This window comes from Methylobacterium sp. E-012, assembly GCF_057836545.1.
On sequence record NZ_JBYQEY010000001.1, the window covers coordinates 2,606,963 to 2,632,411 of the forward strand.

General features: G+C 70.5%; 24 protein-coding genes. 17 read left to right on the forward strand and 7 right to left on the reverse strand.

The genetic code is table 11. The features are described from left to right. Positions 1–22 precede the first annotated feature (22 nt). Both AC3IF1_RS12405 and AC3IF1_RS12410 read left to right on the forward strand, forming a co-directional pair. Positions 23–3,082, forward strand: a complete 3,060-nt coding sequence (locus AC3IF1_RS12405; RefSeq protein WP_489217760.1) for an efflux RND transporter permease subunit — start codon at positions 23–25, stop codon at positions 3,080–3,082. Positions 3,083–3,258: 176 nt separating this feature from the next. After that, entirely contained in the window at positions 3,259–3,480 is a 222-nt protein-coding gene (locus tag AC3IF1_RS12410) for a hypothetical protein (RefSeq protein WP_243967110.1), read from the forward strand. A gap of 8 nt (positions 3,481–3,488) precedes the next feature. Here the strand turns inward: AC3IF1_RS12410 and AC3IF1_RS12415 are convergent, their stop codons facing one another. Beyond that, positions 3,489–3,866, reverse strand: coding sequence for a 4a-hydroxytetrahydrobiopterin dehydratase (locus AC3IF1_RS12415; RefSeq protein WP_243967111.1), 378 nt, complete (start codon positions 3,864–3,866; stop codon positions 3,489–3,491). A gap of 187 nt (positions 3,867–4,053) precedes the next feature. On the opposite strand from AC3IF1_RS12415, the gene AC3IF1_RS12420 reads away from it, so the two are divergent. From AC3IF1_RS12420 to AC3IF1_RS12430, 3 genes are read left to right on the forward strand one after another with little or no spacing between them, the layout of a single operon-like run. Next, a complete protein-coding gene (locus AC3IF1_RS12420; protein WP_489217761.1) occupies positions 4,054–5,037 on the forward strand; it encodes an ABC transporter substrate-binding protein in 984 nt (327 codons plus the stop codon). A 57-nt stretch (positions 5,038–5,094) separates the two neighbouring features. Continuing rightward, positions 5,095–5,826 carry an ABC transporter permease gene (locus tag AC3IF1_RS12425; RefSeq protein ID WP_243967114.1) on the forward strand — a complete coding sequence of 244 codons (732 nt, stop codon included), beginning with the start codon at positions 5,095–5,097 and terminating at the stop codon, positions 5,824–5,826. Continuing rightward, on the forward strand, positions 5,807–6,541 hold the full coding sequence (locus AC3IF1_RS12430; protein WP_489217762.1) for an ABC transporter ATP-binding protein: 735 nt from the start codon (positions 5,807–5,809) through the stop codon (positions 6,539–6,541). The genes AC3IF1_RS12425 and AC3IF1_RS12430 overlap by 20 nt, the downstream gene beginning before the upstream one ends. 61 nt (positions 6,542–6,602) lie before the next feature. Here the strand turns inward: AC3IF1_RS12430 and AC3IF1_RS12435 are convergent, their stop codons facing one another. Both AC3IF1_RS12435 and AC3IF1_RS12440 read right to left on the reverse strand, forming a co-directional pair. Continuing rightward, positions 6,603–8,534 carry a hypothetical protein gene (locus AC3IF1_RS12435; RefSeq protein WP_489217763.1) on the reverse strand — a complete coding sequence of 644 codons (1,932 nt, stop codon included), beginning with the start codon at positions 8,532–8,534 and terminating at the stop codon, positions 6,603–6,605. A 169-nt stretch (positions 8,535–8,703) separates the two neighbouring features. Next, the gene (locus AC3IF1_RS12440; RefSeq protein WP_243967117.1) at positions 8,704–9,030 is read right to left on the reverse strand and encodes a HesB/IscA family protein; all 327 of its coding nucleotides are present in this window, start codon (positions 9,028–9,030) and stop codon (positions 8,704–8,706) included. 154 nt (positions 9,031–9,184) lie between these two features. Between AC3IF1_RS12440 and AC3IF1_RS12445 the strand changes: the two genes are divergently transcribed. From AC3IF1_RS12445 to tatC, 7 genes are all read left to right on the forward strand, one after another. Further along, on the forward strand, positions 9,185–10,432 hold the full coding sequence (locus AC3IF1_RS12445) for a deoxyguanosinetriphosphate triphosphohydrolase (protein ID WP_489217764.1): 1,248 nt from the start codon (positions 9,185–9,187) through the stop codon (positions 10,430–10,432). 112 nt (positions 10,433–10,544) lie between these two features. Beyond that, positions 10,545–12,296 (forward strand): arginine--tRNA ligase, encoded by a 1,752-nt coding sequence (gene argS / locus AC3IF1_RS12450; protein WP_489217765.1) that lies wholly within the window; start codon positions 10,545–10,547, stop codon positions 12,294–12,296. A 51-nt stretch (positions 12,297–12,347) separates the two neighbouring features. Beyond that, positions 12,348–13,709 carry an SPOR domain-containing protein gene (locus AC3IF1_RS12455; RefSeq protein WP_489217766.1) on the forward strand — a complete coding sequence of 454 codons (1,362 nt, stop codon included), beginning with the start codon at positions 12,348–12,350 and terminating at the stop codon, positions 13,707–13,709. 280 nt (positions 13,710–13,989) lie between these two features. Next, a complete protein-coding gene (gene nagZ, locus AC3IF1_RS12460) occupies positions 13,990–14,994 on the forward strand; it encodes a beta-N-acetylhexosaminidase (protein WP_489217767.1) in 1,005 nt (334 codons plus the stop codon). A gap of 147 nt (positions 14,995–15,141) precedes the next feature. Continuing rightward, positions 15,142–15,414, forward strand: coding sequence for a twin-arginine translocase TatA/TatE family subunit (locus AC3IF1_RS12465; RefSeq protein WP_489217768.1), 273 nt, complete (start codon positions 15,142–15,144; stop codon positions 15,412–15,414). A gap of 119 nt (positions 15,415–15,533) precedes the next feature. Further along, positions 15,534–16,091, forward strand: coding sequence for a Sec-independent protein translocase protein TatB (gene tatB, locus AC3IF1_RS12470; RefSeq protein ID WP_243967123.1), 558 nt, complete (start codon positions 15,534–15,536; stop codon positions 16,089–16,091). Then, positions 16,088–16,888, forward strand: coding sequence for a twin-arginine translocase subunit TatC (gene tatC / locus AC3IF1_RS12475; RefSeq protein WP_489217770.1), 801 nt, complete (start codon positions 16,088–16,090; stop codon positions 16,886–16,888). The genes tatB and tatC overlap by 4 nt, the downstream gene beginning before the upstream one ends. 12 nt (positions 16,889–16,900) lie before the next feature. Here the strand turns inward: tatC and AC3IF1_RS12480 are convergent, their stop codons facing one another. Then, positions 16,901–17,587, reverse strand: coding sequence for a response regulator (locus AC3IF1_RS12480; protein WP_489217771.1), 687 nt, complete (start codon positions 17,585–17,587; stop codon positions 16,901–16,903). 40 nt (positions 17,588–17,627) lie between these two features. Then, entirely contained in the window at positions 17,628–18,899 is a 1,272-nt protein-coding gene (gene tyrS / locus AC3IF1_RS12485) for a tyrosine--tRNA ligase (protein WP_489220384.1), read from the reverse strand. 124 nt (positions 18,900–19,023) lie between these two features. Between tyrS and AC3IF1_RS12490 the strand changes: the two genes are divergently transcribed. The 5 genes from AC3IF1_RS12490 to ribB all read left to right on the forward strand — a co-directional run bounded on the left by AC3IF1_RS12490 (position 19,024) and on the right by ribB (position 23,561). Beyond that, positions 19,024–20,157, forward strand: coding sequence for an anhydro-N-acetylmuramic acid kinase (locus AC3IF1_RS12490; protein WP_489217772.1), 1,134 nt, complete (start codon positions 19,024–19,026; stop codon positions 20,155–20,157). After that, complete coding sequence (locus tag AC3IF1_RS12495) at positions 20,154–20,783, forward strand: DUF3578 domain-containing protein (protein WP_489217773.1); 630 nt, start codon at positions 20,154–20,156, stop codon at positions 20,781–20,783. The genes AC3IF1_RS12490 and AC3IF1_RS12495 overlap by 4 nt, the downstream gene beginning before the upstream one ends. Positions 20,784–20,866: 83 nt before the next feature. Continuing rightward, the gene (locus AC3IF1_RS12500) at positions 20,867–21,136 is read left to right on the forward strand and encodes an amino acid transporter protein (RefSeq protein WP_243967128.1); all 270 of its coding nucleotides are present in this window, start codon (positions 20,867–20,869) and stop codon (positions 21,134–21,136) included. A gap of 213 nt (positions 21,137–21,349) precedes the next feature. Beyond that, positions 21,350–22,450 (forward strand): chorismate synthase, encoded by a 1,101-nt coding sequence (gene aroC / locus AC3IF1_RS12505; RefSeq protein ID WP_489217775.1) that lies wholly within the window; start codon positions 21,350–21,352, stop codon positions 22,448–22,450. Positions 22,451–22,484: 34 nt separating this feature from the next. Next, complete coding sequence (gene ribB / locus AC3IF1_RS12510) at positions 22,485–23,561, forward strand: 3,4-dihydroxy-2-butanone-4-phosphate synthase (protein ID WP_243967180.1); 1,077 nt, start codon at positions 22,485–22,487, stop codon at positions 23,559–23,561. Positions 23,562–23,571: 10 nt separating this feature from the next. On the opposite strand, the gene AC3IF1_RS12515 is transcribed toward ribB, so the two are convergent. After that, positions 23,572–24,189 carry a LysE family translocator gene (locus tag AC3IF1_RS12515; RefSeq protein ID WP_489217776.1) on the reverse strand — a complete coding sequence of 206 codons (618 nt, stop codon included), beginning with the start codon at positions 24,187–24,189 and terminating at the stop codon, positions 23,572–23,574. Positions 24,190–24,339: 150 nt separating this feature from the next. Continuing rightward, complete coding sequence (locus AC3IF1_RS12520; protein WP_489217778.1) at positions 24,340–25,269, reverse strand: histone deacetylase family protein; 930 nt, start codon at positions 25,267–25,269, stop codon at positions 24,340–24,342. Between the last annotated feature and the right edge of the window lie 180 nt (positions 25,270–25,449).

Genomic DNA, 25,449 nt, shown 5'->3' on the forward strand with positions numbered 1-25,449 from the left:
GCGGGCGGCAGGGGCTTTCCCAGTGACGAACTTCAACCTCTCCGACTGGGCGCTCGGGCACCGCTCGTTCGTCTGGTTCCTGATGCTCGTCGCCCTCGTGGCCGGCGTGATGGCCTATTCCCGCCTCGGCCGGGAGGAGGATCCGCCCTTCACGATCAAGACCATGGTGGTCCAGACGACGTGGCCGGGCGCGACCATCAAGGACACCCTCGATCAGGTCACCGACCGGGTCGAGAAGGAGCTGCAGCAGCTCAACGGCCTCGATTACGTGCGCAGCTACACGACGCCCGGCTCGTCCACGGTCTTCGTGCAGTTCCGCGACACGCTCAAGAAGAGCGAGATCCAGCCGGCCTTCTATCAGGTCCGCAAGCGGCTCGCCGACATCAAGGGCCAGTTCCCGGACGGCGTGCAGGGTCCGTTCTTCAACGACGAGTTCGGCGATGTCTACGGCAACATCTACGCCTTCACGGCCGACGGCCTGACCTATCGGCAATTGCGCGACTACGTCGAGGGCGTCCGGACCGAGGTGCTGCGGGTACCCGACATCGGCAAGACCCAGCTGATCGGCACCCAGGCCGAGACGATCTTCCTCGATTTCTCGACGCGCAAGCTCGCCGGCTACGGCCTCGACTTCTCCGCCCTGATCAAGGCGCTCCAGGCGCAGAACGCGGTCTCGGCCTCGGGCGTCGTCCAGGCCGGTCCCGAGCGCGTCTCGCTTCGGGTCAGCGGCTCCTTCGCGTCCGAGGCCGCGCTCCAGGACTTCAATCTGCGGGTGAACGATCGCTTCTTCCGCCTCGCCGACATCGCCGAGATCAGCCGCGGCTACGAGGATCCGCCGTCGCCGCTGTTCCGGGTCGACGGCAAGCCCGCGATCGGCCTCGCCATCGCCATGCGGCCCGGTGCCAACCTGCTGCATTTCGGCGACGCGCTGAAGGAGCGGATGCGGCTGATCGAGGCCAAGCTGCCCGTGGGTGTCGGCGTCCATCTCGTCTCCGATCAGCCCAGACAGGTCGAGCACGCGGTCGGCGGCTTCACCGAGGCCCTGGTCGAGGCGGTGATCATCGTGCTCGCGGTGAGCTTCGTCAGCCTCGGCGTGCGCGCCGGTCTCGTGGTCTCCGTGTCGATCCCGCTCGTCCTGGCGATCGTGTTCGTGGTCATGCAGATCATGGACGTCACCCTGCAGCGCATCTCGCTCGGTGCCCTGATCATCGCGCTGGGCCTGCTGGTCGACGACGCCATGATCACCGTGGAGATGATGGTCGCGCGCCTGGAGCGGGGCGACACGCTCCGGAAGGCGGCGACCTTCGCCTACACCTCCACGGCGTTCCCGATGCTCACCGGGACCCTGGTCACCGTGGCAGGCTTCCTGCCGATCGGCTTCAACGGCTCGGGGGCGGGGGAGTACACCTACTCGCTCTTCGTGGTGATCGCGGCCGCGCTGCTGGTCTCATGGGTCGTGGCGGTGCTGTTCGCGCCGCTCATCGGCGTGACGCTGCTGCCGAAGACCATGAAGCACCACAGCGAGTCGCGTGGGCTGTTCACCCGCCTGTTCACGGCGGCCCTGCGCATCGCCATGCGCTGGCACTGGACCACGGTCGTGACCTGCCTCGCGGTGATGGCCGTGGCGATCGTCGGCATGGGCCACGTCCAGCAGCAGTTCTTCCCGTCCTCCGACCGCTCCGAACTGCTGGTCGATCTGACCCTGCCGCAGAACGCCACCATCGCCGAGACCCGGGCGCAGATGGATCGCTTCGAGGCGACGCTGAAGGACGATCCCGACGTGTCGAGCTGGTCCTCCTATGTCGGGCAGGGCGCCGTGCGCTTCTACCTGCCCCTCGACCAGCAGCTCGCCAACGCGTTCTTCGGGCAGATCGTGATCGTGACGAAATCCCTCGGCATCCGCGACCGGGTGATGGCGCGCCTTCAGGAGTTCGCCCAGCGCGACTTCGTCGGCACCGACGTGCTGGTGCAGCCGCTCAGCCTCGGGCCGCCGGTGGGACGGCCGGTCCAGTACCGTCTGAGCGGGCCCGACATGGAGACGGTGCGCCATCTCGCCCTCGACCTCGCCAACGTGGTCGCCACCGACCGGCGCCTGGACGTGCCGACCTTCGACTGGAACGAGCCCGGCAAGGTCCTGCGGGTCGAGATCCTCCAGGACAAGGCGCGCCAGCTCGGCGTATCGAGCCAGGACGTCGCGGGCATCCTCAACGGTATCGAGGGCGGCCAGTCGATCACGCAGGTGCGCGACTCGATCTACCTCGTGAACGTCGTCGGCCGGGCCCGGGCGGCCGAGCGGTCCTCGCTCGACACCCTGCAATCGCTCCAGGTCGGGCTGGCCAACGGGTCCGTGGTGCCGCTCCTCGCCTTCGCGCGGATCGGCTACGACCTCGAACAGCCGATCGTCTGGCGCCGCGACCGGCTGCCCACGGTGACGGTGCGCGCGACGATCCACGATTCGACCCAGCCCGCCACCATCGTCGCCGCCCTGCAGCCGGGGATCGACGCCTACGTGAAGGCGCTGCCGGAGGGCTACACCCTCCAGACCGGCGGAGCGGTGGAGGAGTCGGCCAAGGGCCAGGGTCCCATCGCCGCCGTGGTCCCGGTGATGCTGCTCGCCATGGCGTTCTTCCTGATGGTGCAGCTCCAGAGCGTCGGGCGGATGCTGCTCGTCTTCGCCGTGGCGCCCCTGGGGCTGATCGGCGTGGTGCCGGCGCTGCTGCTGTTCGACAAGCCGATGGGCTTCGTCGCCATCCTGGGGATCCTGGCGCTCGTCGGCATCATCATCCGCAACGCGGTGATCCTGGTGAGCCAGATCGAGGAGTTCCGGGCGGAGGGCATGGCGCCCTGGGACGCGGTCTACGAGGCGACGCACCACCGGATGCGACCGATCCTGCTCACCGCCGCGGCCGCGAGCCTCGGGCTGATCCCCATCGCCCGCGAGGTGTTCTGGGGGCCGATGGCCTTCGCGATGATCGGCGGAATCCTGGCGGCCACGCTCCTCACGCTGCTGTTCCTGCCCGCCCTCTATGTCGGCTGCTACCGCATCCGGCCCAAGAGCGGCGGGGCCTCGCACACCGCCTGATCACCGGCGGACGGGATCGCAGCGCGCACAGGGCGCTGCGAGACGCGGTCGACCCGCCCATTCGCCCCCTCAGGGCGGGTCGACCGTCATCGGATTCGGACGGCTCCGGTCGCGCAGCGCGGCAACCAATCGCCGCGCCGCGCATAGGGTGGTGTGGAACGAGGAGTCCCATCCGCATGAACGCCTTCATCGCCGTGGTCCTGGTCTGCGCCAACGGCCTCGCCCAGGAGGCCTGCACGGACGATCAGGCCCTGGAGGTGCGCAAGGTCCGCGTCGCCAACGAACTCGGCTGCGCCACCGGCTGGCAGGAGATCATCGCCCGCACCGAGCGGCGCGACGAGATCGGCAAGAGCGCCTATCTCAAGACGGAGTGCCGCCGGGTGAAGGCAGAGCCGTGACGGCCGCGCTACCGCTCGTACTTGATGTAGGCGAAGCGCGGATCGGTGGGCGTCCCTTCGAGGCCCTGGCCCTCCAGCCCGGGCTGCCAGGACACGACCTCCTCGATCTTCCGCGCCAGGGCGAAGTCCTTGTCGGTGATGCCCTTGGCGGCGTGGTTCATCAGCCGCACCTCGACCCAGGCGTAGGACGCGGTCAGGTCAGGGTGGTGCCAGGCCGCCTCGGCGAGGTGCCCCACGGTGTTGATCACCATGAGCGTGCTCTTCCAGCCGGAGGTCTTGTAGGTCCGGCGGATCCAGCCGTCCTCCAGCCGCCAGGCGGGCAATTCGGCCTTGAGCCGCGCCTCCACGGTCGCGTCGTCCAATGCGCCTTCACGTCGCTCGGTCATGTCCGGCGTCCCTCTCAAGTCGGTCCCGCGCGGCAGGGTGCCGCCGCATCCTGTCCTGCGCAAGCGGTCCCATCCGGTGGACGCCGCGCTATGCGGGCCCTATGACCTTTTTCCAATGGCGCCGGGACAAGTCCGCACCCCAGTCTGCCGGCTTTCAAGACTGCGCAATACGATGGGAGAAGGCGTGATGCTGTCACGGCGCGCGATGCTCGCCGCGGGTCTGCTCGGCGGCCTCGGCTTGCGGGCGGCGCGGGCCGACGCGCCGGTGATCCGCCTCGGGAGCCTGCCCTTCGGCACGTCGACCTGGGAGGCGGCGGTGATCAAGGCCCGCGGCCTCGACGCCGCCAACGGCTTCCAGCTCGACGCCGTCAAGCTCGCCGGCAACGACGCCGCGCGGATCGGCTTCATCGGCGGTCAGGTGGACACGATCATCGGCGACCTGCTCTGGGCGGCCCGCCTCGGCAACGACGGGCAGGCGGTGCGCTTCATCCCCTATTCCACCTCGGAGGGCGCCGTGATGGTGCCGGCCGACAGTCCGATCCGGAGCCTCAAGGACCTCGACGGCAAGCGCCTCGGCGTAGCCGGCGGGCCCCTCGACAAGAACTGGCTGCTGCTCCGGGCGCAGGCCAAGGACGCCGCCGGCATCGATCTGGAGCACGCCGCCGAGATCGCCTACGGCGCGCCGCCGCTCATCACCCTGAAACTGGAGCAGGGGGCGCTCGACGCGGCGCTGACCTACTGGACCTACTGCGCGCGCCTCGAAGCCAAGAAGTTCCGCCGGCTCGTCGGCGCCGAGGACATCATGCACGCCCTCGGGGTCACGGGGGACGTGGCGCTGATCGGCTACCTCTTCCAGGATGCCATCGTGAAGGAGAAGCCCGACGCGGTGGCGGGTTTCGCCCGGGCCTCGCGTGCCGCCAAGGACATGCTCGCCCAGGACCCGTCGACCTGGGAGATCGTGCGCCCGCTGATGGCCGCGGAGGACGACGCGACCTTCGAGGCGCTGAAGCGCGATTTCCTGGCCGGGATCCCGCGCCGGCCCGTCGCGGAGGAGCGGGCCGACGCCGAGACGCTCTACGCCGTGATGGCACGGCTTGGTGGCTCGCGCCTCGTCGGAAAGGGCACCGGCCTGCCCCCCGGCCTCTATTACGACACCGGCCGCAATGGCTGAGGCGGCCGGCCGCCGCGGTCCCGCAATGTGGCTCCGGATCGCCGGAACCGCACGGGCGTGCTGACCCGGATCGCATCCCTGCTGGTGCTCGTCGCCGCGTGGCAGGCCGCCGCGCTGGAGGCCAAGTCCCGCCTGCTGCCGGCGCCCCTGGCGGTGCTGCGCTTCATCGGGCAGGAGGCCGAGCGCGGCGACCTCCTCCACAATGTCGGCGTTACCCTGCTGCGGGTGGCGATCTCCTTCGCGGTGGCGATGGCGCTCGGCATCGCCCTGGGGGTGGCGCTCGGCCGCTCGAAGGCCGCCGACCTGACCCTCGACACGCCGCTCCTCGTGCTGCTCAATACGCCGGCGCTGGTCATCACCGTGCTGGCCTATGTCTGGGTCGGGCTGACCGAGACGGCCGCGATCCTCGCCGTGGTGCTGAACAAGCTCCCCAACGTCGCGGTGATCGTGCGGGAGGGTGCCCGCAACCTCGATCCCGGCCTCGACGAGATGGCCAAAGTCTACCGGCTGGACCGGCGCGACTGGGTCGGCGATGTGCTGATCCCCCAGCTCCAGCCCTACATGGTCACCGCCGCGCGCTCGGGCCTGTCGCTCGCCTGGAAGATCGTGCTGGTGGTGGAGCTGCTCGGCCGCCCCGACGGCGTCGGCTTCGCGATCAACTACTACTTCGTCCAGAGCACCGATGTGGCCGCGATCATCGGCTACAGCCTCGTCTTCATGGCGGTGATGATCGGTATCGACGTCCTCCTGCTCCAGCGGCTCGAAGCCCATGTCCGCCGTTGGCGCTGACCCCGTCCTGCGCGTCGCGATCGATTCGAAGTGGTATCGCCCCCGGGGCGGCGAGCCGGTCGAGGCGGTCCGCAACCTCGCCTTCGCGGTCGGGGCCGGCGAGATCGTCTGCCTGATTGGCCCCTCGGGCGCCGGCAAGACCACGACCCTGCGGATCCTACTCGGGATCGATCCGGCCTTCGAGGGTCGCGTCGCCGGGGCGGAGGGGGCCGGGATGGTGTTCCAGGAGCCGCGGCTCCTGCCCTGGCGGAGCGTCGAGCACAATGTTCGTCTCGGCCTGCCGCGGGCACGGCGTGGTCGCGACCTCGACGACCTGTTCGCGCGGCTCGGGCTGAGCGCGTGGCGCGGCAGCTATCCGAAGGCGCTCTCGCTCGGGATGCAGCGGCGCGTGGCCCTCGCCCGCGCCCTCGCCGACGGGCCGCGGGTGCTGGTGCTCGACGAGCCCTTCGTGTCCCTCGACGATGCCGCCGCCGCCGAGCTGCGCGCGCTGGTGGTCGACACGGTCGATCGGGCCGGCATGAGCGTCCTGATGGTAACGCACAACGTCGCCGAGGCGATCGGCATCGCCGATCGGCTGCTCCTCGTCTCACGCCGGCCCGCCCGCCTGATCGCGGACGTCCCCCTCGATCGGCCGCGCAAGTCCCGCGACCGCGCCTGGGCGGAGGAGACCCGAGCCGGCCTCGCAGCGCAGCACCCGGATATCATCGCGGTGTAGAGGCCCCGCTCCGGAGGGGCGCCGGCTTTCGGGAAGCACCGACGCGCGGCGTCGGCGCGGCTCAGTTCGCCTTCGCGTCCACGTCCAGCCGGTCGAGCACGGCGGCCGGGGAGCGCGCCGCCCCGAGATCGATGAAGCCGATGCCGGCGGGCTCCTTGGCCCTGGCGTGCAGGACCAGCTTGCCGGGCTTCAGCACGAACTGCCCCATGGCGGCACCGATCCCCTTGGCGGCGGGGCCGTTGCCGAGGATGATCGGCACGCCGAGCAGGCTCGCGGTGACGTATTCCTTGCGCAGCTCCTCCGGCTTGAGGCTGAGATCCTTCGACTGCGCCGCCAGGAAGCGCTCGAACAGGCCGGCATTCTCCACCGTCAAGTCGAGGTTCTTGGCGCTCCCCGAGAACATCAGCAGCGTCGCCGCCGGGAGCGTCCCGGACAGCAGTTCGGGTCCGATCCCGCCCAGCGTCCCGGCAAGGCGGACCGTGCCGACATCCCGTCCGGAGAGCACGACTTCGCGCACGGACAATTCGCGCGCCGTCTCGTCCACGGTCGCGTCGGCCACGAGGTCGAGGTCGAGGTCGCGATAGCCATAGGCCGGCAGCATGCCGACGATCGGCTGGCCGGCGAGCAGATCCGCGGGCAGGCTCAGGCCGGACAGAGTCAGGCGGCTGCTGCTCGGCACGCCGTCGCTCGGCGGACCGACGGCGAGGGTCGCGACGCGCAGGGCGATCCGGCGCGACGGGTGCGGAGCGACCGTGACCGCGAGGGGATCGCCGGCCCGCGGCTCCGGGGCCTTGGGATCACCGAGCCTCCCGACGACCGGCCGGTTCGGCTCAAGGGCCGGGCCGCGACCGGGCAGCCGTCCGTCCCGCGGGGGAACGCGGTCGGCTTCGGCCTCCGGGGGGAGTTCGATCGACAGGTCGTTGAGGCTGAGGTCGCCGACCTGCGGCGTGAGGCGGCGCATCTCCGCGTCGGACAGGCCGGCCCCGGGGCCGGGTTCGGCGGCGATGGCCTGCAAGGCCGCCACCGTGGGGGCCAGCGAGGTCCCGCGGAGGGTGAGGCGACCGATCCGGGCGCGCAGGCTGCCCCGGGTCAGCGCTAGGTCCTCGAGCCGCGTGCCGGCCTCCGGCCCCGACGATGCGTAGGCGACCCGGCGGATCTCGAACAGCAGGGGCCCCTTCGGGTCGGCATCGCTGACGCTCAGGCCCTGCATCTCCAGGCTGCCGAGCATCGTCGCGCCGATCAGGTCCGCCGCGGCGCCCGCGAAGACGCGACGGTCGTTCGGCTCCGCGAAGCCCGCACCCACGATGGCGAAGGCGCCGTTCCAGCCGTCCGGGATCTGCCGGCCGCCGAGGTCGCGTCCGTTCAGACTCGTGATCTTCACGGTGGTCCCGCGCGCGTCCGAATAGGTGACGTCCGACACCTGGATCGTGCCGTAGACCCGCTGGACCGGTCCCTTGCCGTCCCCCGGGACGGTGTAGAGGCGGCTGAGTGCCGCGAGGTCGAGGTCGGTCGCCCGTACGGCCCCGTAGGTGCCCGAGCCGCGGTTCGGCCCGGAGACCACGCTGACGGTCGCGCCCGCGGCCGTCAGTTCGCCGACGCGGCCCGCCCGGACGTCCCGGGCGACGACGTCGCGGTAGGTGACGGTCTGGCGGTTCTCCCCGGGCCCGGCATTCTCGGAGGTGAGGACCGGGACGGTCAGGCTTCCGGCATCAAGCCGCACCAGGCGCTCGTTCCACGGGACCGCGGAGTCGGGCCGGAGGATCGCTTCGAGATCCTCCTTCGACAGGCGCGTCCCGCTCGCCGTCAGCTTGGGCGCCTTGAGCAGCGTGCCCCCGAGGGGCAGGACCACGTCGGTGACCGTCACGTCCTGAACGGCGGCGGCGCCCTCCTGCGCGGCGAGCGGCCCGGGGCAGGCGGCGAGGCCGAGCAGCACCGACACCCCGGCCGCCGCCAGGGCCGACCGGAGGCGGGATCGAGCCTTCGGGTGGATCATGGCAGCCGGACCTGAGCTCTCGGGTGAAGCCCGTAGGCGTGCCGCGTTTTCCCAGGCGAGGCAATCGCACGCGCCGGCGCAGGGCGTCGCGCCGCAACGAGTGTCGTAAGGGAGCAACGGCGGGCGGCGCGCGTCGGAGCGGACGCGGCGCCGGAGGCGGGCGGTCGCCCTACAGCGAGAACGAGGTGCCGCAGCCGCAGGACGCCGTGGCGAGCGGGTTCTCGATCTTGAACGACTGGCCGATCAGGTCGTTCACGAAATCGATGATCGAGCCGTTCATGTATTCCAGCGAGACCGGGTCGACGATCACGGTGGCGCCGTTGCGCTCGATCGCGATGTCCTGGGCCTCGCGGCTCCGGACGATGTCGAAGGCGTAGGAGAAGCCCGAGCAGCCGCCGCCGTTGACGCTGATCCGCAGGGACGAGCCGGAGGGCTCTGAGACCATGATCTCGTTGATGCGCTTGGCGGCGCGGTCGGTCAGGATGATTTCAGCCATCGGTCTCTGGCCACGCATTCGTTCGGTGGACGCCACCGCCGGGCCGTTGCCCTGGACGTCATGACCGACAAGATATGGGTCCTGAGCCTGCGCCGCAACGCGTCGGGTGGGGGAGGGGTCATGATCGGGATGCGCGACACAGCGGGCGGATGCCGTGCGGGCTAACGGCGAGCGTTGGCGCGCGCCCTACGCCACGGATCCGGCCCGGACCCGCGGACGCCTGATCCCGGAGGACGCCTCGCCGACCCGGAGCGACTTCCAGCGCGACCGCGACCGGATCATCCACTCCACGGCGTTCCGGCGGCTCAAGCACAAGACCCAGGTCTTCGTGCATCACGAGGGCGACCATTACCGGACCCGGCTGACCCACACCCTGGAGGTCAGCCAGATCGGCCGGGCCCTGGCCCGGGCGCTGGGGCTCGACGAGGATCTCGCCGAGGCGCTGGCGCTCAGCCACGACCTCGGCCACACCTGTTTCGGCCATACCGGCGAGGACGCCCTCGACGCCTGCATGGCCGCCCATGGCGGGTTCGACCACAACGCCCAGACCCTGCGGATCGTCACGCGCCTGGAGCGGCGCTACGCCGGGTTCGACGGGCTCAACCTCGCCTGGGAGACCCTGGAGGGGCTGGTCAAGCACAACGGCCCGCTGCTCGATGCCGACGGCCGGCCGACGCCGCGCTACGCCGACCGGGGCATCCCGGCGGCGATCCTGGAATACGACGCGCTGAACCCCCTCGACCTGTGGAGCCAGGCCGGTCCCGAGGCACAGGCCGCCGCGCTCGCCGACGACATCGCCTACGCGGCCCACGACCTCGACGACGGCCTGCGCGCCGGCCTGTTCGAGATCCCGGACTTGCGGGAGGTCCCGTTCCTGGCCGAACTCCTGGACGAGATCGACCGGCTCCACCCGGACCTGGAGCCGTCCCGCCAGATCCACGAGCTGGCGCGGCGCGTGATCACGCGCTTCGTCGAGGACGTGATCCGCGAGGGCGGCCGCCGGATCGCCGCGCTCGAACCCCGCAGCGTCGCGGATATCCGCCGGGCGGGTGAGCCGGTGATCGCGTTCTCGCCGGAGATCGCCGCGGCGGATGCCGACATCATGCGCTTCCTCTGGCGGCGGATGTACCGGCATCCCGGGGTGGTCGCCGTGCGCAAGAAGGCCGAAATCATCGTCAACGACCTGTTCGCGCGTTTCACCGCCGACCCGGTGCGGATGCCCGAGGAGTGGAGCGCCGGCCTCGACGGCGCGGGGCCGGCGCGCATCGCCCGCCGGGTCGCCGACTACATCGCCGGCATGACCGACACCTACGCGGTGCTGGCGCATCGCAAGCTCCACGACACGACCCCGGACCTGCACTGGGCGTTGCCGAGCCGGGGATTGCCCCTCGCCGAGCCCTGAGCGGCATCCCACCGGTGCCGTGACACCCTATCGCCCCCTTGCTAGACGGCCCGGGCGGGCGCAGGCCGGACGGGCCGGGCGACGCGATTGCGCGCGAGCGAGACCGAGACCGATGAACATTTTCGCCCTGTTCGAGGCGCGCGTGCGCGAGGCCGTCGAGGCGCTGACGCGCGCCGGCCAGCTGCCCGAGGGCCTCGATCTCGGCCGCGTGGTCGTCGAGCCGCCGCGCGACCCGTCGCATGGCGACCTTGCCACGAACGCCGCCCTGGTCCTGGCCAAGGAGGCCCGGACCAACCCGAAGGCGCTGGGCGAGGCCCTGGCGGCGGAGCTGCGGGGCGATCCGCGGGTCGTCGAGGCCAGCGTCGCCGGTCCCGGCTTCATCAACCTGCGACTCGCGCCGGCAATCTTTCACGCGGTCCTGCGCAGCGCCCTCTCGGAGCCGGAGGCGTTCGGCCGGGCGCAGATGCAGGGCGGCGCGATCAACGTCGAGTACGTCTCGGCCAATCCCACCGGACCGATGCATGTCGGCCACGGCCGCGGCGCCGTGTTCGGCGACGCCCTGTGCAATCTCCTGGTGGCCGCCGGCCGGACGGTGACCCGGGAGTATTACATCAACGACGCGGGCGCCCAGGTCGACGTGCTCGCCCGCTCGGCCTTCCAGCGCTACCGCGAGGCGCTGGGCGAGCCCTTCGCCATCGGCGAGGGCCTGTATCCCGGCGACTATCTCAAGCCCGTGGGCGTGACGCTGGCGGAGGCCCATGGCCGCAGCCTGCTCGATCAGCCCGAGGCCGCGTGGCTGCCTCTGGTGCGCGAGACCGCGCTCGGCATGATGATGGACATGATCCAGTCCGATCTCGCGGCGATCGGGATCCGGCACGACGTGTTCTTCTCGGAGCGGACGCTCCAGCAGAGCGGCGCCGTGAAGGCGCTCCTTCAGGAACTGCGCGAACGCGGGCTCGTCTACGAGGGGCGCCTGCCGCCACCCAAGGGCCAGCTCCCCGACGATTGGGAGGATCGCGAGCAGACGCTGTTCCGCACCAAGGAGTTCGGGGACGACAGCGACCGGCCGCTGCTCAAGTCCGACGGGTCCTACACCTACTTCGCCTCCGACATCGCCTATCACCGGGCCAAGTACCTGGCGGGTGCCACCGAGCTCATCGACGTGCTGGGCGCCGACCACGGCGGCTACGTGAAGCGCATGCAGGCCGCCGTGAAGGCCGTGAGCGACGGCAGGGCGACCCTCGACGTCAAGCTCTGCCAGCTGGTGCGGCTGTTGCGCGCAGGCGAGCCGGTGAAGATGTCGAAGCGGGCCGGCGAGTTCGTGACCCTGCGGGACGTCATCGACGAGGTCGGGCGCGACGCGATCCGCTTCATGATGCTCTACCGCAAGAACGACGCGACCCTGGACTTCGACCTTGCCAAGGTCGTCGAGCAGTCGAAGGACAATCCGGTCTTCTACGTGCAGTACGCCCACGCCCGGGTGCGTTCGGTCCAGCGTCAGGCCCGCGAGGCTTTCCCCGCGGCCGACCTGTCCGGCCCCGCCCTGCTCGCCGAGGCGGATCTCGGCTTGCTCACTGATTCGGGGGAGGGCGAGATGATGCGGCTCATCGCCCAGTACCCGCGGGTGCTCGAATCCGCCGCCGCCGCGCATGAACCGCACCGGATCGCGTTCCATCTCTATGAGACCGCCTCGGCGCTCCATAGTTTCTGGAACAAGGGCAAAGACTTGCCGCAATTACGGTTTGTTAATGCAACCGATCGAAAGTCGACCTGGGCCCGGCTGGCGCTCGCCGAAGCTCTGCGGAGCACGCTTGCCGCGGGCCTCGCGGTGCTCGGTGTGACCGCGCCGGACGAGATGCGATGACGGACCCGAGACCATCGGGCCTGTGACCGGCGCTGATGTGAGGATGCTGCCATGACGAACGCTTCGCGCGCTCAGGTCGATCTGGACGCCCTCGCGCGCGATCTGCGTCACGATACGACACGCGGATCGCAGGACGGGGCCAAGCCCGATCCGCTGGCCGAACTGGCCCGGATCGTCGGGCAGGACGATCCGTTCCGCGCCCTGCTGGCGGCCCGCGATCAGATGCGCGCGGTGGCGCCCGCGCAGCCGCAGGCGGGCTGGAACGGCCGGGTCGAGCCGAGCTTCGCCCCCGAGCCGGCCAAGCCGAATCCGGCCGACGCCTTCGACCAATACCTCGCCTCTGTGGAGCGTGACACGCATCACGAGGAGGCCCCGTACGGCGCCGGGGCCGATGCGGCGGAGCACGGTGCCGAGGACGGCTACGCGGAGGACCGCCCCCTCCGGCGCGTGAACCCGCGCCGGCGGCTCGTCTCGGTGGGGGCCGGCATCGCCGTCGTGGCGGTCGCGGTCACGGGGGCGCTGACCTACAAGGGCCTGCACAGTTCGAGCCCCGGCGGCGTGCCGGTGGTCCAGGCCGATGCGACGCCCCTCAAGGTTGCGCCCAAGGTCGCCGACGGCGTCGAGATCCCGGATCAGAACCGGCAGATCTACGATCCGAAGGGCAAGAAGGACGGCCAGATCAAGATCGTCAATCGCGAGGAGCAGCCCCTCGACGTGGCCGAGGCGGCGCGCGCCGCCCAGGGTCCCGCACCGGCCGGAACCAGCCAGGGCGGCACCACGCCGGGCAACGGCCCGTTCGAGGCGTTCGGCGAGCCCCGCAGGGTCCGGACCGTCGCGGTGAAACCCGAGGCGCCGCCCGCGCCCCCGGCCCGGGAGGCGCAGGCCGATGCTGGCCCGAGCCCGATCCCCACCATGGTTCTGCCCACCGACGAACCGCCCGCACCGCCCGCCGCCAAGACCAGGCCGGTCCGGCAGGCCGCGGCCTCCCTGGCGCCCGCGACGCCCGCTTCCGTGGAGGCGCCGCCGGCCCCGACGCCGGTCGAGGCGCCGCCGCCCCGGCCCGTGGCCGTCAAGCCCGCGCCGAAGGCGGTTCAGCGGGTCGCCAGCGCGGCCCCGGACACGACCGCCAGCACCACGACCTCCGACGATGCCGGCCTGAGAAGCGGCCCCGTGGGCGGCTTCTCGGTGCAGCTCGGCGTGCGCGGCTCGGCCGCGGAGGCGCGGGCGGCCTTGCATCAGATGCAGGGCAAGTACAGCGAACTCGCCGGCAAGCCCGAACTCATCCGGCAGGCGGAGGTCAACGGCAAGACCATCTTCCGCGTCCGCGTCGGGCCGCTGGAGAAGGCCGAGGCGTCCAGCCTGTGCAGCACCCTGCAAAGCGCAGGCGGCCAATGCTTCGTGGCCAAGAACTGAGCCGCTGAATCCACCTCCCGGCCGGTCACTGCGGTGACGGCCCCGGAGCGAGCGACGGGCTGATCGGCGGGGGCCTCGACCCACCGGTTCGCCCCCGCGCAGCCGCCGCTGGCGAGTCCCGGCGGCAACACAGGCCCGCCACGAACCGGGACGGCCGCCCCGCGCCGCCGATTCGTCTTGCCGGCTCCCTGTTCCCGCCCGACTCTGCGCGCATCGATTCGGCCCGCCCGAAACAGCCTTCGCTCCGCGTGCATCCCCGAGTAGTCCCCGAGACGTCCCGATGACCTCCCGTGCCCTGATCCTCGGCTGTGCCGGCAAGTCGCTCTCCGCCGAGGAGGCGGCCTTCTTCCGCGACGTGCGGCCGTGGGGGTTCATCCTGTTCAAGCGGAACATCGGCACGCCCGACGAGGTGCGCGCCCTGACCGCCGCCTTGCGCGACTGCCTCGGCTCCGCGACCGCGCCGATCCTGATCGACCAGGAGGGCGGCCGGGTCCAGCGGATGGGACCGCCGCACTGGCCGGCCTATCCGGCGGGCGGACGCTACGGCCGGCTGAACGGCAGCGCCACCGCGATCGCGCGTCTCGGCGCCCGCCTGATGGCGCACGATCTGGCCGATGTCGGCATCAACGTCGATTGCGCCCCCGTGCTCGACGTTCCGGCCCCCAGCGCCCACGACATCATCGGCGACCGGGCCTATGGGACGAACCCGGCCTCGGTCGCCGAGATCGGCCGGGCGGTCGCCGAAGGCCTGATGGCCGGCGGGGTCCTGCCGGTGATGAAACACATCCCGGGGCACGGCCGCGCCGCCTGCGACAGCCATCTCGGGCTGCCGGTCGTCGAGGCGAGCCGCGAAGCGCTGGCGGCGCAGGATTTCCGGCCGTTCCGGGCCCTGGCCGACCTGCCGATGGCGATGAGCGCCCACGTGGTCTTCACCGCCATCGACCCCGAGCGTCCGGCGACGCAATCGGCCACCGTCATCGGGGAGGTGATCCGCGGCGAGATCGGGTTCGACGGCCTGCTGATGACCGACGATCTGTCGATGCAGGCGCTGACCGGGACCTTCCGCGCGCGGGCCGAGCGGGCCTTCGCCGCGGGCATCGATCTCGGCCTCCACTGCAACGGCGCGATGGACGAGATGCGGTCGGTGGCCGAAGCGGCCCCGGCGCTCGACGGCCGCGCTGCGGAACGGGCCGCCGCGGCGCTCGCGCGGCTCGATCCGGCCGGCGACGACCTGGACGTGCCGGAGGCCCGGGCGCGGTTCGCGGCGGCCCTGGCGGCGGCCTGAACCGAGGTCCTGACCCGCGGCCTTCCACCACCCCTGGCACCGCCCGTGCTTGTGTTCGGGCGGCGCGATCCCTAGGTTCGCCCCGAAATCCTCAACCGGACGTAGCGTCCCGCTCCCGCTTCCTCGGGGCGCACGCAGGAGGTTGCCATGGGCAGCATGAGTATCTGGCACTGGGTCATCGTCGCGGTCATCGTGATGCTGCTCTTCGGACGCGGCAAGGTCTCCGACCTGATGGGCGACGTCGCCAAGGGCATCAAGGCGTTCAAGAAGGGCATGGCGGAGGACGACACGCCCCAGGCGACACAGGCCCCCGTGGTGCCCGGCGAGCCGGTCCGCACCATCCCCCATACCGCCGAGCCCAGCCCCGGCACCGCCATCCCGGCGAGCCACATTCCGGGCGGCGAACGCAAGACGGTCTGAGGGCAAGCTCCTCTGAGGGGAAGCCCCTCTGAGGGACTGTCAGGGGACGTGCGCTGGTGTAGAGCCTGGCGGGGCCCGGGCTTCGGTTCGGTTCCCAGGGCAGCAGGACCGTCGACGACATGCTGGACATGAGCTGGGGCGAGGTGATGCTGATCGGCGGCGTCGCCCTCATCGTCATCGGGCCGAAGGATCTGCCGAAGGCGCTGCGCACCGTCGGGCAGATCACTTCGAAGCTGCGCCGCATGGCCGGCGAGTTCCAGATGCAGTTCAACGAGGCGATCCGCGAGGCCGAGCTCGACGAGGTTCGCAAGGAGGTCGACGGCATTCGCAATACGGTGCGGAATGCGGGTTCGACCTTCAATCCCGTCCAGACCATCCGGGACGAGCTGAAGGGCGCGGTCGAGGGCCGGGCCAAGGTCGGGCCGGAGAAGCTCGGCCCCGAACTGCCGGCCGGGGAGACGCGCTCCCTCGCCGACGCGACGGCGCAGCTGAAGGCCGAACAGGACGCCGTGCCGCCGGCAGAGCCGAACTCCCCGGAGCCGCCGCCGGCCGTCGCGCATGCCGAGGCGCCGCTCCCGGTATCCGGCTCGGTGGACGATCCGTTCGGGCCGCCGCCCGACCCGCCCGTCGTGCATCCCACCTCCGTCGATCCGAAGAACGGCGCCGTCGTCCGATGATCACCGACGCGGACGAGGCTGAGATCGAGGCCTCCCGGGCGCCCCTGCTCGAGCATCTGATCGAACTGCGCGCGCGGCTGATCAAGTCGCTGATCGCCTTCGTGATTATGTTCTTTGGCTGTTTCTTCTTCTCGCGGGATATCTACAATATCCTGGTCTATCCGTATGTCTCGATCGTCGGCGTGCAGAATGCCGAGCTGATCGCCACGCATTTCCTCGAACAGGTGTTCACCAACATCAAGCTCAGCGTCTTCGGGGCGGCCTTCCTGGCCTTCCCGGTGATCGCCACGCAGATCTACGCCTTCGTGGCGCCGGGCCTCTACCGCAACGAGCGCAAGGCATTCCTGCCCTATCTGGTGGCGACGCCGATCTTCTTCGTGCTGGGCGCGCTGGTGGTGTTCTTCCTGGCGATGCCGCTGTTGATCAAATTCTCGGTGTCGCTGCAGCAGGTCGGCGTCGCCGGGGAGCCGACGATCAAGCTGCTGCCCAAGGTCGACGAGTATCTCTCGCTGATCATGACGCTGATCTTCGCCTTCGGCATCGCCTTCCAGCTGCCGGTGGTCCTGACCCTGCTCGGCCAGATCGGGATCATCGACGCGGCCTTCCTGCGCGAGAAGCGCCGCTACGCGATCGTCCTGGTCTTCGTGGCCGCCGCCGTGCTGACGCCGCCGGACGTGATCTCGCAGCTGTCGCTGGCGGTCCCGATGCTGCTGCTCTACGAGGCCTCGGTCTTCTCGGTGTCCCGCGTCGAGAAGCTGCGCGCGGCGCGGCGGGCGGCGGAAGGCCTGGATCCGTGAGGGGCGACCGACTCAGTCGGGTGCCCGCAGGCGGTAGCCGACGCCGGTCTCGGTGAGCAGGTAGCGCGGGCGCTCCGGATCCGTTTCGAGCTTCTGGCGCAACTGGCGCATGTAGACCCGCAAGTATTGCGGGTCCGAGGTGGCCGGCGCGTGGCGCATGAGCTGGGCGTGCGTCAGCACCTTGCCGGCATGCTGCACCAGGACCCGCAGGAAGTCGTATTCCCGCGGCGACAATTTCACCTCCCGCTCGCCCACGCGCACGATCCGGCGCACGAGATCGACCGAGAGGTCGTCCAGGCGGAAGACCGGCCGCTCCCCCTGCATGGCCAGCCGGTGCCGGAGCGCCGTGCGGATGCGGGCGAGCAGCTCGTTCATGCCGAAGGGCTTCGTCACGTAATCGTCCGCCCCGAGATCCAGGGCCTCGACCTTGCCGCGCTCGTCGTCGCGGCTCGACAGGACCAGGACGGGCAGGTCCGGCCAGCGCTCGCGGATCGCCGCGAGCAGCGCGTGGCCGGACATGTCGGGCAATCCGAGATCGAGGATGGCGAGGTCGATGCCCCCCGCCGCGAGCGCGGCGAGCGCCGCCGCCCCGTCGCCGGCTTCGACAACGCTGTACTCCTGGGTGCCGAGGCCGGTCCGGAGAAGGCGCCGGATCGGCGGCTCGTCGTCGATCACCAGGATGCTGGCCGAGGCAGTCACGCGGCGCTCTCCTCGCAGGCCCGATCCGGGGGCATCGGCCTCATCCCACCCGCAGCAGCACGTGCCGCTTCTTGCCGAAGGAGAGCTTGATGACGCCGTCGTCGGTCAGATCGCCCGGACGAAGCATCGCCTTCTCGTCCGTCACCGGCACGTCGTTGACGCGCAGGCCGCCGCCCTTGATCTGGCGCCGGGCCTCGCTGGTGGAGGGCACCAGCTTGGCGATCTCGGGGCCGAAGGCCGTCAGCACGCCGAGCCCGGCCTCCAGAATCGCCGCCGGCACGGTGACGCTCGGCAGATCGGCGGCCAGCGTCCCTTCCACGAAGGTCTTGCGCGCGGTCTCGGCGGCGGCCTCGGCGACGTCGCGGCCATGCATCAGCGCCGTCGCCTCCGTGGCCAGCACCATCTTGGCCGCGTTGATCTCGGAGCCGGCGAGCGCGGCGAGGCGGCCCACCTCCGCCATCGGCAGCAGGGTGAACAGCTTCAGGAAGCGGGCGACGTCGGCATCCTCGGTGTTCCGCCAGAACTGCCAGTAATCGTAGGGCTTCAGCATCTCCGGGTTGAGCCAGACGGCACCCGCGGCGGTCTTGCCCATCTTGGCGCCCGACGAGGTCGTCAGGAGCGGGCAGGTCAGGGCGTAGAGCTGGGGCGTGCCCATGCGCCGGCCGAGATCGATGCCGTTGACGATGTTGCCCCACTGGTCCGAGCCGCCCATCTGCATGACGCAGCCGTAGCGGCGGTTCAACTCTACGAAGTCGTAGGATTGCAGGATCATGTAGTTGAACTCCAGGAACGAGAGTTCCTGGTCGCGCTCCAGGCGCAGGCGGACGCTGTCCATCGACAGCATGCGGTTCACCGAGAAATGGCGCCCGACATCGCGCAGCATCTCGATGTAGTTGAGCTTCGTCAGCCATTCGGCGTTGTCGACCATCACGGCATCGCCCGCGCCTGCGCCGAAGCGCAGGAAGCGGTCGAAGGTCTTGCGGATCTCGGCCTTGTTGGCGTCGATCTGCTCGACGGTCAGGATCTTGCGCGTCTCGTCGCGCCCGGACGGGTCGCCGACCCGGGTCGTACCGCCGCCCATCAGGGCGATCGGCTTGCCCTCCGTGGCCTGGAGCCAGTGCAGCATCATGATCGAGAGCAGGTGCCCGACATGGAGCGAGGGCGCCGTGCAATCGTAGCCGACATAGGTCGTCAGCCGGCCCTCGACGGCCGCGGCGTCGATCCCGGCGAGATCCGAGGTCTGGTGGATGTAGCCGCGCTCGGTCAGGATCCGCAGGAAATCGGATTTCGGCGCGAAGCTCTCGGCGGTCATGGATGCCATCTCGGGTCGCTCGCGTCGCGCGACAGGCCGAGGCTCCGCGTGCTAGCTCGCGCTGGGGTCAGGATACGGCGCGCTCTTAGCAGGGCGTTCGCGGAAAGGCACGGGGCAGGACGGCATGGCGATGATGCGCGCGATCGGGCTGATGAGCGGCACCTCGCTGGACGGCGTCGACATCGCCCTGATCGAGACCGACGGCGAGGGGGTCCACGTGGTCAAGGGCCACAACAACTTCCTCGAGCCGCTGGGGCCGACCGGCTACCGCGGCTACAGCGACGACGAGAAGACGCTCCTGCGCGCCGCCACGAAGGACGCCGAATCCGTTCTCCACCCCGGCGACCGGCCCGGCCGCCTGCCGGAGGCCGAGGCCTTCGTGACGCGGGCCCATGCCGAGGCCGTGGAGCGCTTCCTGGCCGAGAACGGCCTTGCCGCGGCCGACATCGACGTGATCGGCTTCCACGGCCAGACCGTCATCCATCGGCCGGACCAACGGATCTCGATCCAGATCGGCGACGGGCAGGCGATGGCCACCCGGCTCGGCATCCCGGTGGTCTCCGACTTGCGGAGGGCCGATATCGAGGCGGGCGGCCAGGGGGCGCCGCTGGTGCCGGTCTTCCACAAGGCGCTCGCCGAGGCCTCGGGCTTCGACGGGCCGTTCGGCATCCTCAATATCGGCGGCGTCGCCAACGCGACGCTGATCGATTCCCGGGGCGGCGTGATCGCCTTCGATACCGGACCGGGCAACGCGCTCATCGACGAGTGGATGCAGGAGCGTGAGGGCAAGAACCTCGACGATGGCGGCCGCACCGCCGCCCGGGGCCGGGCCGACGAGCCGCTGCTCGCTTGGCTGCTCACGCACCCGTTCTTCTTCCGCCGGCCGCCGAAGTCGCTGGACCGGAACTGGTTCTCGCACAAGCTGGCGGGCCAGCTCTCCACCGAGGACGGCGCCGCAACGCTCACGGCCTTCACGGCGCGGGCGGTGGCCCGGGCGCTGGACCACGCCCCCGAGATCCCCACCCGCTGGATCGTGGCCGGCGGCGGCGCCCGCAACGGTGAGTTGGTGCGGCTGCTGAATTACCACCTGCGCGCCGAGATCACGACCGCGGACGCGATCGGCTGGTCCTCGGCCTATCTGGAGGCGCAGGCCTTCGCGTATCTCGCGGTGCGCTCGTTGAAGGGCCTCCCGATCACCTTCCCGTCCACCACCGGGGTGCGCGAGCCGATGACGGGCGGGATTCTGGCGCGACCGTGAGTTTGGGCTACGCGCTGCGGCGAATCATCGAGGAATACCCGCTCGCCCGCCTCGACCCGCCGGCCGGGCATCCGCTCGCGGCCGTCATCCGGAAAGGGGCGCCGGACGAGTTGCGCGCCGCCCTCGAACCGATCGATGGACCGTTCCTGGTCAAGGGCAGTCCCGGGCGCGGCATCCACTGGGCTGCCGTTCCCTGGCTGGCCGTGTTCGACCCGGCCGTCACCGCCAGCGCGACGCGCGGCTACTATCTGGTCTACCTGTTCCCAGCGCACCGCGAAGTCGTTCACCTGTCGCTGGCGCAGGGGACCGTGGCGGCGATCCGCGCACATGGGATAGGCGCGGGCGATCATCTCAGGGCGAGCGGCTCGATGCTCCGGGCACACCTTGAGGATTTCGCAGACCGGCTCCCAAACCGGACGATCAGCCTCGGCACATTGGGCGAGTTGCCAGAGGGCTACGAGGCCGCACATATCCTCGGCACGACCTACGACCACGATGCCCTCGGGGACGAACGGCGGCTGCGAACCGATCTTGCCGTGGCCGTGGCTGCCTACCGGGCGCTCAAGGCGCGGGGCGGTCTTGCGCTGGGAAGCCGGCTTGTCACGACCGTCGACAGCAGGGGGTGACGACGGATGCGCGCTGGTCTCGCGCCTTCCATATCGAAGCGAATTACGCCACGCTTTTCGCGAATCTCGAATGAGTCGCGCAGGTGGATAACGCACTTTTCCCCTCGAAACCGACGGCGCGTTCCGTGTTGATCGCGAATGAACGTACGAAGCTGACGGCGATGTACGTCAACGCGATAGCTGGTTCGATCTTCACGGTGGGCGGTTTGGCACCGATTTTCGCAGTGCTATACACGTCAGGCCCTCCGAGCCTGCCGGTACCGGTGATCGTTGGTCTCGCCGTGATTTGCTGGATCACGAGCGGCACCTTACATTATGCGGCACGGCGCTACCTGAAGGAGCTGCAAGGATGAGCCTCCTGAATGTCATTGTCGTGCTCAGCGTCCCGGCAGCGGCTCTCGTTCTCGGACTTGGGGCCATCCGTTATGCGCGGCGGGCCGATGGTCGCTGAGGATCACGCAGGGTGAATGTGATCCGGTTCCGCCGATCGGCTCGAGCAGGAGGCGGAATAAGACGGTAGTCAAACGTTTGTGCCCCCGCCGCTCCCGCGCTAAGTCAGCCGCGCCATGTCGCACAACACCTTCGGCCACCTGTTCCGCGTCACGACCTTCGGCGAGAGCCACGGGGTCGCGCTGGGCTGCGTGGTCGATGGCTGCCCGCCCGGCCTGCCGCTGGAGGTTGAGGAGATCCAGGCGGAGCTCGACCGCCGCAAGCCCGGCCAGTCGCGCTTCACCACGCAGCGCCGCGAGCCCGATCAGGTGAAGATCCTGTCCGGCGTGTTCGCCGACGACCGCACCGGCGGACGCCAACTCACCACCGGCACGCCGATCGCGCTGACCATCGAGAACACCGACCAGCGCTCGAAGGATTATTCCGAGATCCGCGACAGCTATCGGCCCGGCCACGCCGACTACACCTACGAGGCCAAGTACGGCATCCGCGACTATCGCGGCGGCGGCCGCTCCTCCGCCCGGGAGACCGCGGCGCGGGTCGCCGCCGGGGCCGTGGCGCGCAAGGTCATCCCCGGCATCATGATCCGGGCCGCTCTCGTCCAGATGGGTCCGCACGCCGTCGACCGGTCGCGCTGGGACTGGGCGGAAACCGGCAACAATCCGTTCTTCTGCCCCGATGCCGAGACGGCCGCCTTCTACGAGACCTATCTGGACGGGATCCGGAAGGACGGCTCGTCGGTGGGTGCGGTGATCGAGGTCGTGGCCGAGGGCGTGCCGCCGGGTCTCGGCGCACCGGTCTACGGCAAGCTTGACGCGGATCTCGCAGCCGCCATGATGTCGATCAACGCCGTGAAGGGCGTCGAGATCGGCGACGGGTTCGCGGCGGCCGCCCTGCGGGGCGAGGACAACGCCGACGAGATGCGCGCCGGCAATAGCGGGCATCCGCGCTTCCTCGCCAACCACGCGGGCGGGATCCTCGGCGGCATCTCCAGCGGCGAGCCCGTGGTGGTCCGCTTCGCCGTCAAGCCGACCTCCTCGATCCTGACGTCGCGGCGCTCCGTCACCCGCGACGGCGCGGAGGTGGACCTCGTCACCAAGGGCCGCCACGATCCCTGCGTCGGCATCCGCGCCGTCCCGGTGGCGGAGGCCATGATGGCCTGCGTGCTCGCCGATCACTATCTGCGCCATCGCGGACAGGTCGGGCAGCAGCCCTGATCCCGCGACCGGCCCCAACGATTCGAGAATGCCCGTGCCCCATTGCACCGTCACCGAGGCCATCGCGGCCTTCGCCAAGGGCGAGATCGTGGTCGTCACCGACGACGACGACCGCGAGAACGAGGGCGATCTCGTCGTCGCCGCCTCGCTCTGCACGCCGGAGAAGATGGCGTTCATCATCCGCAACACCTGCGGCATCGTCTGCGCGCCGCTGTCGCAGAGCGAGGCGCGGCGCCTCCACCTCGCCCCGATGGTGGCCTCGAACGACGCGCCGCTGGGCACCGCCTTCACGGTCACGGTGGACGTCAAGCACGGGCTGACCACGGGCATCTCGGCGGAGCAGCGCTGCAACACGGTGCGGGCGCTCGCCAACGGCAATATGGGCGCGGGCGACTTCGTCCGGCCCGGCCATGTCTTCCCGCTGATCGCCCGGGACGGCGGCGTGCTCATGCGCTCGGGCCATACCGAGGCCGCGGTCGACCTGTGCAAGCTCGCCGAGCTGCCGCCGGTCGGGGTGATCTGCGAACTCGCCAACGACGACGGCACCGTGATGAAGGGGCCGCAGATCGAGGCTTTCGCGACGACGCACGGGCTCAAGCAGGTCTCGGTGGCCGATCTCATCGCCTACCGGCAGGCCCGCGACCGGCTGGTGGAGCGGGTCGGGCACTTCCCGGTCCGGTCGAATCATGGGGACATGACCGCCTACGTGTTCTCGACGCCGTTCGAATCGATCCAGCAATTCGCCTTCGTGATGGGCGAGATCGGCGACGGCCGCGACGTGCTGGTGCGGCTCCACCGATCCAACGTCGCCGCCGACGTGATCGGCGGGGGCCGGCAGATCGACGCGGTGCTGAAGCGGTTCGCGGCCGCCGGGCGCGGGGTGCTGGTCTACCTGCGCGACGGGACCGCGGGCGTGCCGGTGATGAGCGTGACCGAGGAGGGGACGGAGGCGCAGCGCGCCCGCCAATGGCGCGAGGTCGGCCTCGGCGCCCAGATCCTGCGCGACCTCGGCGTGGTCTCGATCCGCAACCTCGCGACGTCGTCGCGGGCGTATGTCGGCCTCTCGGGCTTCGGCATCGAGCTCCTGGGCGACGAACCTCTGGAGGGGTGAGCGACGCGCGTCAGGCGCGCCGCGCGACGGTCCAGATCGCGGCGCCCGCCATGATGGCGGCCGCACTCCGATTCAGCCGCGCCCGGAAGCGGGGTTTGCGCAGCGAGTCCCGCGCCCGCGCCGCCAGGGCGGCATAGGGCGTCATCACCAGGACGAGGACCGACGCGGTCAGGCCCACGAGGGTGGCGTAATCGCCGGGCGTGACGGCGCGAAGGTCGACCAGTGTCGGCAGCACGGCCAGATAGAAGACGATCGTCTTGGGGTTGGCCAGGGTGATGGTGAGCCCGGCGACGAAGCTCGCCAGCGGCCGGTCGGCCGGGCCGCCCTCCACCCGATCGGTCTGCCCGGCCGAGCGCCACAGACGCACCGCCAGATAGGCGAGATACAGGCCGGCGCAGAGCCGAACCAGGATGAAGACCTCGCCCAACGTCTCCGCGATCAGGGCCAACCCGAACACCGCGGCCGACAGGAAGGTCAGATCGCCGAGGATCAACCCGGCCGAGAACGCCATGGCGGCCCTGAAGCCGGAACCGAGGGCGCGCGCGATCAGGGCGACGACGCCGGGACCGGGTACGGCGGCGGCGACGCCGAGCGCCAGGGCGTAGGTCAGGAAGCCGGCGAGGGTCATCGCGCCATATTCCGGGCGACCGCCGCGCGGGCCCAAACCCGGTTGATCAGATTCACCCGCCCGCCCGCTCGCATGATTCTCGATGCTCAGTGAACGCGCCGATTATGTCCGCTCTGGCACCGGCGGCAATCGGGAGAACCGGAAGGAAGCTTACCGCCCCATCAGCGCGTCCACATGCGCGGCGGTCGACTTGGCCAAGCCCTCCAGGCTGTAGCCACCCTCCAGCACCGAGACGATGCGCCCGCCCGCGCAGCGGTCCGCCAGCTCCATCAACCGGCGCGTCGCCCAACCGAAATCCTCCGCCTCGAGCTGCAGGTTCGCGAGCGGATCGAGGCGATGGGCGTCGAACCCCGCGGAGATCACGATCACGTCCGGCCGGAAGGTCTCGAGGCGCGACAGGATGCCGACCTCGAACGCTTCGCGAAAAACCGCCCCGTCGTCGTTCGGCCGCAGGGGCACGTTGACGATCGTGTCCTTGTCGCCCCGCTCAGAGGCGGAGCCGGTGCCGGGATAGAGGGGCATCTGATGGGTGGAGCAGTACAGGACCGAGCCGTCGTCCCAGAAGATGTCCTGGCTGCCGTTGCCGTGGTGGACGTCCCAGTCGACCAGCGCCACGCGCTCCGCACCGTGCCGCGTCCGGGCGTAGCGGGCCGCGATGGCGGCGTGGTTGAACAGGCAGAACCCCATGGACCGCGTCCGCTCGGCGTGGTGGCCGGGGGGGCGCATGGCCACGAAGGCGTTGCGGCACTCGCCCGCGACGACGGCGTCCATGGCGTGCGTCGCCCCCCCGATGGCCCGCAGGGTCGCCTCCAGGCTGCCGGGGGACAGGATCGTGTCCGAATCGATCCCGACCATGCCCTGCTCCGGCACCGCCGCCACCAGGGCGTCGACGTAGCTGCGCGGATGGACGAGCGTGGCGGTCTCGACCTCCGCCCGGGGCGCCGAGGCCCGCACGAGGTTGGCGAAGCGCTCGTCCTCCAGCGCACGCTCCACGGCCCGCATCCGGGCCGGTCGCTCCGGGTGACCCTCGGGCACCGCGTGATCGAAGCTGGCGGGATGGCTGACGTACAGAGTGGTCACGACGGTCGCTCCCGGGTCCGATCCTGTCGCGCGCCTGCAACAGGAGCCGGCAATGTGCCACGGGCGCAACGCGTGGACTACGGCGGCGTGCCCACCGCGATTAGGCTTGTCCCGATCTTCCGGTGAATGTCCCGGTCGCCGGTCCGGTCTTCGGGTCGGGATTGCCTATCGAGATTAGCG

Coding starts and splice junctions, on each gene's coding strand:
- AC3IF1_RS12410 (WP_243967110.1), top strand. CDS start 3,259: ATGAACGCCTTCATCGCCGTGGTCCTGGTCTGCGCCAACGGCCTCGCC.
- AC3IF1_RS12415 (WP_243967111.1), bottom strand. CDS start 3,866: ATGACCGAGCGACGTGAAGGCGCATTGGACGACGCGACCGTGGAGGCG.
- AC3IF1_RS12420 (WP_489217761.1), top strand. CDS start 4,054: ATGCTGTCACGGCGCGCGATGCTCGCCGCGGGTCTGCTCGGCGGCCTC.
- AC3IF1_RS12430 (WP_489217762.1), top strand. CDS start 5,807: ATGTCCGCCGTTGGCGCTGACCCCGTCCTGCGCGTCGCGATCGATTCG.
- AC3IF1_RS12435 (WP_489217763.1), bottom strand. CDS start 8,534: ATGATCCACCCGAAGGCTCGATCCCGCCTCCGGTCGGCCCTGGCGGCG.
- AC3IF1_RS12440 (WP_243967117.1), bottom strand. CDS start 9,030: ATGGCTGAAATCATCCTGACCGACCGCGCCGCCAAGCGCATCAACGAG.
- argS (WP_489217765.1), top strand. CDS start 10,545: ATGAACATTTTCGCCCTGTTCGAGGCGCGCGTGCGCGAGGCCGTCGAG.
- AC3IF1_RS12455 (WP_489217766.1), top strand. CDS start 12,348: ATGACGAACGCTTCGCGCGCTCAGGTCGATCTGGACGCCCTCGCGCGC.
- nagZ (WP_489217767.1), top strand. CDS start 13,990: ATGACCTCCCGTGCCCTGATCCTCGGCTGTGCCGGCAAGTCGCTCTCC.
- AC3IF1_RS12465 (WP_489217768.1), top strand. CDS start 15,142: ATGGGCAGCATGAGTATCTGGCACTGGGTCATCGTCGCGGTCATCGTG.
- tatB (WP_243967123.1), top strand. CDS start 15,534: ATGCTGGACATGAGCTGGGGCGAGGTGATGCTGATCGGCGGCGTCGCC.
- tatC (WP_489217770.1), top strand. CDS start 16,088: ATGATCACCGACGCGGACGAGGCTGAGATCGAGGCCTCCCGGGCGCCC.
- tyrS (WP_489220384.1), bottom strand. CDS start 18,899: ATGACCGCCGAGAGCTTCGCGCCGAAATCCGATTTCCTGCGGATCCTG.
- AC3IF1_RS12490 (WP_489217772.1), top strand. CDS start 19,024: ATGGCGATGATGCGCGCGATCGGGCTGATGAGCGGCACCTCGCTGGAC.
- aroC (WP_489217775.1), top strand. CDS start 21,350: ATGTCGCACAACACCTTCGGCCACCTGTTCCGCGTCACGACCTTCGGC.
- AC3IF1_RS12515 (WP_489217776.1), bottom strand. CDS start 24,189: ATGACCCTCGCCGGCTTCCTGACCTACGCCCTGGCGCTCGGCGTCGCC.